The 11,405-nt window shown below is 63.5% G+C and carries 13 protein-coding genes; 11 read left to right on the forward strand and 2 right to left on the reverse strand.

The annotated features are described in order from the left end of the window. The first annotated feature begins 113 nt into the window (after positions 1–113). From BME24068_RS21630 to BME24068_RS21680, 11 genes are all read left to right on the forward strand, one after another. On the forward strand, positions 114–1,643 hold the full coding sequence (locus BME24068_RS21630) for a GspE/PulE family protein (protein WP_174927325.1): 1,530 nt from the start codon (positions 114–116) through the stop codon (positions 1,641–1,643). Next, on the forward strand, positions 1,627–2,382 hold the full coding sequence (locus BME24068_RS21635) for a hypothetical protein (RefSeq protein ID WP_174927308.1): 756 nt from the start codon (positions 1,627–1,629) through the stop codon (positions 2,380–2,382). The genes BME24068_RS21630 and BME24068_RS21635 overlap by 17 nt, the downstream gene beginning before the upstream one ends. Further along, positions 2,379–2,915, forward strand: a complete 537-nt coding sequence (locus BME24068_RS21640) for a hypothetical protein (RefSeq protein WP_174927309.1) — start codon at positions 2,379–2,381, stop codon at positions 2,913–2,915. The genes BME24068_RS21635 and BME24068_RS21640 overlap by 4 nt, the downstream gene beginning before the upstream one ends. Then, positions 2,912–3,466: a GspMb/PilO family protein gene (locus tag BME24068_RS21645; RefSeq protein WP_115531357.1), complete on the forward strand. Its 555-nt coding sequence runs from the start codon at positions 2,912–2,914 to the stop codon at positions 3,464–3,466. Before BME24068_RS21640 ends, BME24068_RS21645 begins: the two co-directional genes overlap by 4 nt. Continuing rightward, on the forward strand, positions 3,463–3,948 hold the full coding sequence (locus tag BME24068_RS21650; protein WP_174927310.1) for a hypothetical protein: 486 nt from the start codon (positions 3,463–3,465) through the stop codon (positions 3,946–3,948). The genes BME24068_RS21645 and BME24068_RS21650 overlap by 4 nt, the downstream gene beginning before the upstream one ends. Beyond that, a complete protein-coding gene (locus BME24068_RS21655) occupies positions 3,905–6,130 on the forward strand; it encodes a secretin N-terminal domain-containing protein (protein WP_239008150.1) in 2,226 nt (741 codons plus the stop codon). The genes BME24068_RS21650 and BME24068_RS21655 overlap by 44 nt, the downstream gene beginning before the upstream one ends. Before the next feature lie 12 nt (positions 6,131–6,142). Then, positions 6,143–6,649 carry a type II secretion system protein gene (locus BME24068_RS21660; protein ID WP_174927311.1) on the forward strand — a complete coding sequence of 169 codons (507 nt, stop codon included), beginning with the start codon at positions 6,143–6,145 and terminating at the stop codon, positions 6,647–6,649. Further along, positions 6,624–7,025 carry a type II secretion system protein gene (locus BME24068_RS21665; protein WP_096500112.1) on the forward strand — a complete coding sequence of 134 codons (402 nt, stop codon included), beginning with the start codon at positions 6,624–6,626 and terminating at the stop codon, positions 7,023–7,025. The genes BME24068_RS21660 and BME24068_RS21665 overlap by 26 nt, the downstream gene beginning before the upstream one ends. Positions 7,026–7,050: 25 nt before the next feature. After that, the gene (locus tag BME24068_RS21670) at positions 7,051–7,530 is read left to right on the forward strand and encodes a type II secretion system protein (protein WP_240327253.1); all 480 of its coding nucleotides are present in this window, start codon (positions 7,051–7,053) and stop codon (positions 7,528–7,530) included. Between the two features lie 26 nt (positions 7,531–7,556). Then, positions 7,557–8,258 carry a response regulator transcription factor gene (locus BME24068_RS21675; protein ID WP_174927312.1) on the forward strand — a complete coding sequence of 234 codons (702 nt, stop codon included), beginning with the start codon at positions 7,557–7,559 and terminating at the stop codon, positions 8,256–8,258. Between the two features lie 724 nt (positions 8,259–8,982). Next, positions 8,983–9,732, forward strand: coding sequence for a carbonic anhydrase (locus tag BME24068_RS21680; protein WP_096500106.1), 750 nt, complete (start codon positions 8,983–8,985; stop codon positions 9,730–9,732). Positions 9,733–10,065: 333 nt separating this feature from the next. On the opposite strand, the gene BME24068_RS21685 is transcribed toward BME24068_RS21680, so the two are convergent. Both BME24068_RS21685 and BME24068_RS21690 read right to left on the reverse strand, forming a co-directional pair. Then, positions 10,066–10,680 carry a DsbC family protein gene (locus BME24068_RS21685; protein WP_174927313.1) on the reverse strand — a complete coding sequence of 205 codons (615 nt, stop codon included), beginning with the start codon at positions 10,678–10,680 and terminating at the stop codon, positions 10,066–10,068. A gap of 256 nt (positions 10,681–10,936) precedes the next feature. Next, entirely contained in the window at positions 10,937–11,104 is a 168-nt protein-coding gene (locus tag BME24068_RS21690) for a hypothetical protein (RefSeq protein ID WP_162826162.1), read from the reverse strand. Positions 11,105–11,405 lie beyond the last annotated feature (301 nt).

Below are 11,405 nucleotides of genomic sequence, written 5' to 3' on the forward strand. Positions count from 1 at the left end.
TGCGCCGACAATCCCCTCCATTGATTCAACACATTCATTCGACTTTTCCTGGAGGTGATGTGACGAGCGTCGCAAGTACATCCGTGTTGCTGCAGGCCTGGCAGGACGAGGCCATGCAGCAGGGCGTCGCCCTGCCGGTCTACCTCGATGCGCTGCTGGGGCGCGAGCCTGATCGGCTCGGACAGGTGGCATCGTGCCTCGGGGCACGGCCGCTGTCCCCGGAACGACTCCGGGGTGCCGCGCCGCGCTGGGATCTGTTGCCGCTGGCCGAGGCCCTGGCCGTGCACGTATTGCCGCTGGAAATCGATGGAGCCGCCTGCGTGGTCCTAGCCGATCCGTTTGCCCGGGCAACGCGCGAGCGTCTGCAACGGCGATTCGCGCCGGATCGGGTCGTGTTCGCGATGAGCCTGCCCGGCGCGGTCGATGCTTGTCTCAAGGAGATGGAGTCGAGCGAGCGCGTGATGGACGATGCGGTCGACGTCGGCGCTCAGAGCGATTCGCTCGCGCTGGCGGTCGAATCGATCACGCTCGCGAGCATCGCCAACGACGAAAGCCCGATCATTCGCCTCGTCAACATGACGCTTTATGACGCGCTGCAGAGCCGCGCGAGCGATATACACCTCGAAGCAACCGCGGAAGGGCTGCAGATCCGCTATCGAGTCGATGGCGTGATGCGCATGATTCGTTCTGTCTCGGGTATCGAGGTGGCGAGCCAGATCATGTCGCGCCTCAAGGTTCTGGCGAGTCTCGACATCGCGGAAAAGCGCGTGCCGCAGGACGGGCGCTTCAAGGTCGCGCTGCAGGGTCGGGAGATCGACCTGCGCGTATCGATCATGCCCGGTGTGTACGGTGAAAACGCGGTGCTGCGTATTCTCGACAAGTCGCAGCGCGGCCGCCAGCTAAGCCTCGACACGCTCGGTTTCGACGCGCATTCGATCGGCCGGATCCGGGCGCTCATGCAAATGCCTCACGGGCTGACGCTCGTGACGGGGCCGACGGGCAGCGGGAAATCCACGACATTGTACGGCGCGCTCTCGGAGATCAATACCGGCGACGAGAAGCTCATCACGATCGAGGACCCGGTCGAATACGAATTGCAAGGTGTCCTTCAGATTCCCGTCAACGAAAAGAAAGGTCTGACGTTTGCGCGCGGCCTGCGGTCGATTCTTCGCCACGACCCGGACACCATCCTGGTCGGCGAGATCCGCGACGAGGAAACCGCATCGATCGCCGTGCAGTCCGCGCTGACAGGGCACCGCGTGTTGTCGTCGGTGCATGCAAACGATGCGTTCAGCCTGATCGACCGATTCATCTACATGGGTGTCGAGCCGTCGACGTTTCTCGAGGCACTCAACGGCATCGTGTGCCAGCGCCTCGTGCGGCGACTGTGCGCCGAGTGTCAGGCGTCGCGGCCGGATTGCGAGACGTGCGGGGGCAGCGGTTTTCATGGTCGGGTGGGTCTGGCCGAAGTCATTACGCTCGATACGGCATTGCGGGTCGCGCTTATCGACGGCTCGCCGGACAAGCGCGAGGCCGCACTCGCGCGCAGCGCGGGCTATCGCTCGCTCAAGGATGGCGCGCTTGCGCTGATCGACATGGGATTGACGACATATCAGGAGGTACAGCGTGCAATTGTTTTGTGAAGAGCGTGTGGCCCTGATCGGGTCGGAACACATCACGCTGGCTCGCCCCCGGACTATGCCGATCGCGGCGATCGAACACGGCGGCGAGCCGGTTGCCGCGCTTGCCGGCCTTCTGGCGCAGGCCGGCGGCGGTGCCAAGGGGCGCGGCGTGCTGTCGTCGTTGCGACGGCTTCACGTCTTGCTCGGACATCCGTGGCTCGATGCCGCGATTCTGCCGTGGCAGGACGGCCTGGTTGCCGGTGCCGCATGGCAAGCGTACGCACGTGTCGTGCTCGCCGAGCATGGCGTCAAGGCGCCGGAAGGCTTGAATCTGTGCATCGAGGCCGCCGGGTACGGGCGCTCGCGTCTGTGCGTCGGTGTGCGCGCCGAATGGGTCGGTGCGCTGGCGGCAGCCAGCGAGGGCGCCGGCTGGCGCATGGCATCGTGCCGCGACATCGTGTCGGCATCGGCCGCGCGTCATGTCGGTCGGGTCGGAAGCAACGGCACGCTGGCGTTGCTGGAACCCGGCACGCTGACGTGTCTGTTCCGCGCAAACGCCCAATGGCAAGATCTGGCCACGCTGCGGCTCGACGCGGGGCAGTCGTTGCCGGAGGCGCTCGACACGCTTGCCGTGCTGAGCGGTCATGCGATGGACGACGGGATTCACGTCGCGGGTTGCGTGCCGTCCGGCGTCGCGTCGAACAATCGGTGGACCTGCGTCGGTTCGCCCGATCGCCGCTGGGATGGGGTGCCGGCATGAAGCGCATGCGCGATTTCGATTACCTGCCGAAGCGCCGGATGCTCGCGCCGCTCGCATGCCTGTTGCTGATTGCCGCGTTGTGCGGCGGCGTGTGGACGGCGAACGAGCGCTCGGTGGTCAGGAATCTGGATAACGAAATGGAACAGCTCCGAGTGCGCGTCGATAACCGGCAGCGCATCGTGAACCGGGCGCGCCGGGATGCCCGGGACGCGCAGCAACGCACCGCGGAATCGGACCGGAAGGCGCCGATGACGGCCGTCGGCGAAATGCCGATGTTGCTTGATATCGAGCACGCCTGGACGCCGAAACTGGCGTTGCTGTCGCTGGCCATGTCGACCAAGGACGGCCGCGAGCAGGCGCGCATCGACGGGCTGGCAGCGAACCTGACGGAAGTCTATGCGTTTGTCGCGCGCCTGCGCCACGGCGCCGGCGGTGAAAAGCCGGGGGTTCGGGTAACGCTGCTGCAGCACGGCATCAAGATGGTCGAGCAGTATCCGCTCGCATCGTTCAGCCTGAGCGTGGAGGCGAGATGAAGCGGTTTCTCTCGACCCCCCTGAAATGGGGCATGTTGCTGGCTCGCGGCAGATGGTATGCGACGCGTGCTTCGGAAGAACTGGGCCGCGTCGGAATCGTGGCGGCGTTCGCCATTGTCGCGATGCTGGCTTATCGGTTCTGCATGCTCGAACCGGACGAGCGTGCGCTGCGGGCGGAACAGCAGACGCTGTCGACCCGGTGGCAACAACTCAAGGCGGTACCGCACGCGGAATCGTCGAGCGCTCAGCCTGCCGACGTGCTGAGCGGCGATCCGACCGCACGCAAATTTTCGATCTTCGACGTTCTGAAGCGTCACACCGTGATGATCGAGGAGGCGGCGTACCAGACGAGCGACGAGAGCGGCAAGCTGTCGCGACGCTCGATGGTCCTGACCGGCCAGGGGCGCTACCCCGATATCGTCGGCGCGCTGCGGGAGTTGCGGCAACAGCCGTTCGTGACCGTGGACCAGCTGACGCTCGAACGCACCGCGATGGAGACCGATCAGTTGCGCGTCGTGATGCACGTTTCCTTGCTGGCGAGGTTGTCATGAACCGCGCCGGGATGATTCACGCAACGGCCGTCGCGATGGTTGCCGCGTTACTGACGATGCGGGTTGCCGGCGCTGCCGAGATGTCCGCCGAGCGTCCGCGTGTCGATCTGTTTCAGGCCCAGAGCCCGGCCTCGCTGGTTGCGGAACACAAGCCTTCGTCCGCCGAGCCGCCGTCGCTGCCGCTCGAGCCGCCGGAGCCGGCGTCGGCCACGCTGCCGGCGGATATTCCGCAAACGAAGCCGGCGATGCCTTTCGACGTGAGCGGCGAGTGGCGGGAGCCGGACCGGCACGTGATCGTGCTGGAAGGGATGGGCCGAATGTTTCTTTTGTGCGGGCGTTGCGGTGGTTTGCGTGACGCGGTGCGTCCCGGCCAGGCACTGGCAGGCGGTTATCGCGTGAAGTCGATCGACGACGCCGACGTCGTGCTGGCGGGGCCGGATGGTCGGCCGCATCGCTTGCCGATCGATCGCCACCCGCATTGATGCAGTTTCTTCTGAACGAATTGATGAGAGCTTGAACGTGAAACGGATACTGATTCTGTCGGCACTGCTGCCAGCGCTGCTGGGTAGTGCGTGTACGTCGCTGAAGGGTGCCTTGGGCAACAGCGACAGCGAGGCCGTAAAGCAGAGCAACGCCTTGATGAAAAGCGGACAACCCGAGCAGGCGATCGACGTCCTGCAGACGGCGCATCAGGCGCGTCCCGACGATGCGGAAGTGAACGTGGCGCTGCGGAATCGACGCGCGACCTATGTGAACGACGAGTTGCGGGCGGCTGGTTCGGCATGGGCGCTGGGTGATACGGAAAGCGCTTTCGATCACCTCGGAAACGCACGCCGGGCCGATCCGACGAACCAGCGCGTGAGTCAGACGGTCGCACGGCTGCAGCGGCGAGTTGCACTCGGCAGCGAATTGGCGCAGGCCGAACGGGTGCGGCAAAACGAACCCGGCCGCGCGATGGAAATCGTCAGGCGCGTGCTTGACGAGCAGCCCGACTTTACCGAAGCGATTCAGCTGCGGGACAGCCTGCTGCGGCAACAGCAACGCGAGCATCCGGTGCAGCCGCGACTGACCGATGCCTTGCGCAAGCCGGTGTCGCTCAATTTCAAATCGCAGCCGCTCGAGAACATTTTCGACGCGATTTCCCGAACGACCGGCGTAAACTTCGTTTTCGACCAGGAGGTCCAGACCTCGGCGCCGTCGAGCCTGTTTGCGTCCCGGACGACCGCCGAGGATGCGATCAACATGCTGCTCCGGACCAATCAGTTGGCGAAGAAGGTGCTTGACGAGCACACGCTGCTGGTCTATTCGGCGAGATCGGAGAAAAGCCGCGCCTACAAGGAATACATGATGCGCACGTTTTTCCTGTCGAACGCGGATGCGAAGAATGTCGTGTCGGCCCTGCGGCAGATGGTCAAGCCGAAGGACGTCTACGTCGACGAGCGTACCAACGCGGTGATCGTGCGCGATTCGCCGGAATCGATCAAGGTTGCCGAGCGCATCGTGCAGGCGCTGGATCTTCCGCAATCCGAAGTGACGATGGACGTGCAGGTCCTGGAGGTGAACTCGGACGAAACAGTCGATTTGGGCGTGCAGTACCCGCAGGAACTCGGGTTCTCGATCGAGCATCCGTACGAGCGGGTTCACACGACCATTGGCGATCTGCTGAGCCTGAACCGCAGCAATATCGCGGTATCCGGCGATGGCGGCGCGAAACTGCGGATGGCGATCAGAATGCTGCAAAACCAGGGCAAGACGAAGATTCTGGCCAATCCGAAGGTGCGTGTACGAAACAACGAGAAGGCCGATATCACGGTGGGCGAGCGGGTGCCGATCGTGACGACCACGACGAACAATGGCGTGACGAGCGAATCCATCTCGTATCAGGATGTCGGCCTGCAGCTGGTCGTGCAGCCGCGTATCAGCCTCAATAACGAGGTGTCCGTCCAGGTCAAGCTGGAAGTGAGCAGTATCCTGGGACAAGTCGCCACGAAGACGGGGTTGATCGCTTACCGGCTCGGCACCCGGAAGGCCGAAACGCTGATGACCGCACGCGACAGCGAGACGCAAGTGCTGGCCGGCCTGATCAACCAGAAGGAAACGTCGGCGACCAGCGGCCTGCCGTATCTTTCGCGGATTCCCGGATTGGGGCGTGCCTTCGGGACGGATAAATCCGAAGGCGGTCGAGCCGAGATCGTGTTGCTGATCACGCCGCATATCGAACGGAATCTCGCTTTGCCGGCATCCGCGGTCACGACGTTCATGTCGGGCACGGAAGGCGAGGTGACGACCGAGCCGATGACGTTTGGTCATCCCGACGGCTCGGGCGCACCGGCGTCCGTGCCGGCTGCCATGCCGAAGGGGGCGCCGGCCCTGAGCGATTCGGTCGGCCGTTTCGACGCGAACGCCACGATGCATCCGGCGGAACTCGACCGGAATCCGGCGGGTTCGGGTGCGCGAACGGCCCCCGCCAGCGGCGGTACCGTCGAGCCGGCGCCGGCCGGAGGGACGGATAAGGCTGCGCCTGATACGAGCGGCGCCAAGGAGAAAGGCGCGGCGAAAACGTCCATGCAGGGGGGCGCGGCAACGCACGGCGACGGGCAGCAGCTCGCCGCGGGCCCGTCGTCGAGGCCCGTCGCCGGCCCGGCGCACCCACGGACTATGTGACGAGGGCGCGACATGCGGAGTCGATATTGGCGGCGTGCGAAGGCGCGCGATCGTTCCCGGGGCTTTACGCTGGTCGAGGTGCTGGTTGCGCTGACGCTGCTTGCACTGCTGGCATCCGTGGTGCTGCCGTTCACGGATCTGGTTCAGCGGCGCGGCAAGGAGGCCGAGCTGCGCCAGGCGTTGATCACGATTCGCACGGCGATCGATGCCTATAAGCAGGCATCGGACGACGGGCGGGTGGAGAAGTCGGTCGATGCGAGCGGCTACCCGCCCGATCTGGCCGCGTTGGTCGATGGTGTCGTCGACCGGAAAAATCCGAACGGCGACAGAATCTACTTTTTGCGGCGCTTGCCGGCCGACCCGTTTTGCGGATGTCCCGGCACGTCCGCCGCCGATACGTGGGAAACGCGAAGTTACACCAGTTCCTCCGACGCGTTCGCGTCAGGGAAGGACGTATTCGACATACGCTCGAAGAGCGGGAGGAAAGGTATCAATGGCATCCCCTACAGCCAATGGTGAATCGAGGCGCGCGCGAGGTGAGCGCGGTTTCACGCTGGTCGAACTGCTTGTGGTGATGGCGATCGTGGGGGTGCTGATGGCGATCGTCGCCCCCGGCTATTTCAAGCAGACGGACCGCGCTCGCGAAACGGTGCTGCGCCACAATCTGCGCACGATGCGGGTCGCGATCGACGACTATCGCGCCGACCACGGCACCGATCCGTCGTCGCTTCAAGTGCTGGTCGACGACAAGTATCTGCGTGAGGTTCCGCTCGATCCGGTGACCGGGCGGCGCGATACGTGGCGAACGGATGCGGACGGTGGCCCGGGGGTGCACGACGTGCACAGCGGCGCGCGCGGCAATGCCAGCGACGGGAGCCCTTATGCGCAGTGGTAATCGCGTTCTCCGAAACGTGCGCCGCATGCCGGCCGGATCGGAGCGGGGGTTTGCCTATATCGGCGTGCTCGTGCTGACGGCCGTGATCGGCATCGGTCTGATGCAGGCCAGCCTCGTATGGAGCAAGCAGCGGCAGCGCGAGCGCGAAACCGAGCTGCTTTTCGTCGGCAGCCAGATCCGGCTGGCGATCGAGCGCTATTACCGGGCGCCGCCGGGCAGCCAATATCCGAGGTCGCTCGATGCGCTCGTGGAGGACAAGCGCTCGCCCAACATTCAGCACCACTTGCGCAGGCTTTATGCGGACCCGATGACCGGCAAGCCGGATTGGGGCATTGTCAAAGCCCCCGACGGCGGCATAATGGGCGTGTACAGTCAGGCTCCAGGCAAGCCGCTCAAGCAAGGGGGCTTCGCTCTTGCGGACGAAGCGTTTTCTGGAAAGAATAGCTACCGCGACTGGGTTTTCATCTATCGCCCGGATAATGCGAACGGGGCAGCACGTCCCTGACTTTTCCTTTCTCATGGAGCGGCTTCATGATCGTGGCAATCCTGGAGGACGTCGAACAACAGGCAAAAACGCTGGCGTCCTGGTTGCAGAAGTCGGGTTTCGAAACGGAAATTCGCCACGACGGCGACAGTTTCATCGAACTCGTGCGTACGCAGAAGGTGGATGTGTTGCTGGTCGACTGGGACGTTCCCGGCCAGAACGGGATTGAAGTGACGCGCTGGGTCCGGCAGACCTTCGCCGACGCGATGCCGGTCATCATCGTGACGCAGCACGACAGCGAAGAGGATGTCGTATATGGCCTGAACAGCGGGGCGGACGATTTCCTGACCAAGCCCGTGCGGCAGCGGGAGCTGGTCGCGCGCGTCGGCGCACAGGTGCGCAAATACTATCCGGATACTCAGGATCAGGGCGCGTTGACGCTCGGCAAATACAAGCTCGATCCGACTTCGCGCCGCGTGCACGTCACGGAAGTCAGCGGCGTGGAGGGCGATAGCGTTGTATTGTCGGCGCGGGAGTTCGAGCTGGCCATGCTGTTGTTCGGTAACGCCGGCCGGATCGTGTCCAAGGATTTCCTGCTCAAGAAGATCTGGGGCGAGGTCGACCGGAAGTACGACGCGAGCCTGGCGACCTATGTCAGCAAGATTCGCAATGCGCTCGCATTGCGTTCGAAGAATGGCCTCGTGATCTCGACGGTTTACAACTACGGGTATCGGCTGGAGCGGACGTAAGGCGCTGCTTCGGCGTCGAGCAGGCACCGCCTGCTCGACGTGAGCGGTAGCGCGATGTGCCGCGGCGATTGCATGGCTTTCGCGCCGGACGCCCTGCGCGATGCGTTCGGCCGGAAGGGCGGCACGTTCGCGGATCACGCATTCGCCGCGGGCGTCGAGCACTCGAACACCTCCGATTTTCCTTGATGCCGATTCGTAACATCCGCTTTGTCGTCGGGACGCAATGGTCGACGTATGGGACGGAATGGCGCGAGCCCGTGGAGAACATCTTCTGGGGCAGTACCGAAACGGCGGATCGTTGGCCAAGATACTTCGACGGAGCGGTTCGGCCGGGCTCGAGTGCGGCGAGCGACGTCGAGCGGAATGCCCGTTTTGCCGGCACGGCTTCGATACATGCTCCGATCCAGACGGAAGCGCTGGCATTGCCTCGCGGAGTGAATCGCGTTGTGGAGACTCTCTGGCCCGACCGTTGCTCGAGGGGCGGGCCGAATCGGGGCAAGACGCCATGAAAAATGAGCGTCGGCCGATGGTGCGGGGGTGGTGTGTTGCCCACAATCTCCCGTGGATCCACAGCGCCCAGGACGGATGGATGCCGGAATGCCGCGCGGCCTTCCGGCTAACGCTCGGGGCGTCCTCCGGCGAAGCGGCCGGGGACGGACCGACGAACCTTCATAAGAGCGGGCGATGTTGTATTCCGGTATTTCATGGAATGGAGAAGTCGCGAATGTGTGAATCGAATGCCCATATGCCGACCACGGACGCTCCCGCACGACGGCTGTTTCTGCGTGCGACGGGAGCGTCCGCATTTGTCGCGGCCGCGAGCGGGGCATTGGGCGGAAATGTTGCGGCGGCCGCGGATGTCGCTGCCCTGCCAAAGCCGCAGAATGCGCGGTCGCCCGATGAGGCCGTCAAGCTTCTGATGGACGGCAATGCTCGCTATGTCGCAGGCGTGACGCGTCGCCATGATTTTGCTCACGAGCGCGAGGCGTTGGGGATGGGGCAGAATCCCTATGCGGCCGTTTTAGGCTGTGCGGATTCCCGGATTGCGCCGGAATACGCCTTCGATAGCGCGCGTGGCGATTTGTTCGCGGTGCGCGTGGCGGGAAATTTCGTCAACGACGACGTGCTCGGCAGCCTTGAGTACGCGGTGGCGGTATTGCAGGTGCCCGTCATTGTCGTGCTCGGACACGACAAGTGCGGTGCCGTGGGTGCTGCGGTCAAGGTCGAGACGAAAGGCGCAACCTATCCGGGGAAGATTCAGACGCTGGCCCGGGCCATGCTGCCGGCTGTCCGGAAAGCCCGAAACGATGGCGGCGATTTGCTGAGCGCGTCGATTGCGCAGAACGTCAAGGACAGCATGGAAAACCTGTCTGCGCGCTCGAAGATCATCCGCAATGCTGAAAAGGGCGGGAAACTGAAAATCGTGGGCGGCGTTTATCGGCTGCTGTCGGGCAAGATCGATCTCGTCGCCTGACGGGCCGGGCGAGGCGGTTGTTATTGCCGGCTCGTCTACCGGCAATCATCGCGATATGGGCAAACGCGTCGCAACGATATGGCATCGCCGGACGTCGGGACAATGGCTCGATGACTGCCGGCACATGCAGACGAACGGGATCGCGGGAGTCGATCCGGCTCGATGAAGCACGGTATTTCCGTGTCGAGGCCGGTTCCGATCCGGACTTCCGGCCGCATCGAAAAGCCCGTCGGGGCGGCTCGATCTCGGCACGGTGCGTTTGGCCGGTGCGGCGCCAAGACGCGACTCAATCTTCCAGACCTTTCGCCCGCTGCCCGAGCACGCTGGGCGGCGTCACTCCGCCAGCAAGGCTTCGATGGATTGTGCCGGGACAGCGCCTGCGGCCATGCGGCCCTTCGCGTTGAATAGCGTCGGCGTACCTCGCAAACCCAGGGCGAGACCGAGCGTGCGGTTTTGTGCGATCGGGGTGGCGCACGCGTCGTTGAGGGCCGGCCGTGTGTTGTCGGACATCCATGCTTGCCACGCGGCGCTCCGGTCGATCGAGCACCATATATCGCGTGCGTGCTCGGCTGCCTGCAGGTGGAGCCCTTCAAGTGGATAAGGAAAGGTGTAGATGGTCACGTTCTCGATCTGGCGAAGCGTGTGCTCAAGTTTTTTGCAGTACGAACAGTCGGGATCGGAAAAGACGTACAGGACGCGCTTGCCGTTGCCCCGGATCGTCTTGATGGCATGGTCGCGCGCTTGAGACGCCAGGACCTGGGCCCTGTCCTTTTCCTGAATTCGGGTGCCGGGGGCGATTGCGGTTGAATCGGCCGGCGCGATGCGATTCGGTGCCGTGTCGGTGTAGGAGGCGGACGAATCGTTCGAAGGTTGAGCTGCGATGGCCATCGGAGCCGCGCCGGCGAAGAGCAGCGACAGCACCGTCAGGCGAAGAGTCGTGTTTTTCATGGGATTGCTTCGAATTACATAAAAATAAGGTGGCGATTCATGAGGGACATTGCGCTGACGCGGTTGACCAGCTGCGACATATCGAGAGAGAACCGCGAGTCGCCGCGGGCATATTCAGGAATCGGCGCCGAACGACGGCGGCGTATTCGTCCGATATTCGTGCGATCGCGCAACAGTTGATGCTGCGCGGACCGCCTGCGGAACGTCGCCAACCTCCTTGCATTTGTCTGCGTATTCGCTATCGAAGCCTGGAAGATCAGTGGCCGGCCGCCTCCGTATTCGATTGATGTTCCGCGCCGGTCTGGTGCTGAGCGGCGGGTGCGTCGTGGCCGTGTCCGTCGACGGCAGGGTCGTCGCATGCCAGGGCCGCGCCGCTGGTGGCGAATGCGGCGGCGAGAGCGAGGATCAGGTGGGTTGCTTTCATTAGAGATGCTCCGGTTGAGTGAATGGAAACGACGTCTGTTGAAGAAGCCGGTATTTGAGGTTCGAATGATGTGGGCGATTCGATGAGTTCGCCAGCTTGTTGAAAGAAATCTGAACGCAGGGTGCGGCGAGTTGGTTTTGTCAGGGTTTACGGCTTCGATGTTTTGATTCTTTTGATGTTTATGGTTGCGGGTCGATATTTGAGACAGTATGCGTCGGTCGTAAAGATCGAACGCCCCGATGAATCGTCGGACGCACTGTTTAATTCGAGATCGGCTATATGGCGGTGAAACTCGCTTTCA

It is taken from the genome of Burkholderia anthina (genome assembly GCF_902498995.1).
GTDB classification, from domain to species: Bacteria; Pseudomonadota; Gammaproteobacteria; order Burkholderiales; family Burkholderiaceae; genus Burkholderia; species Burkholderia anthina.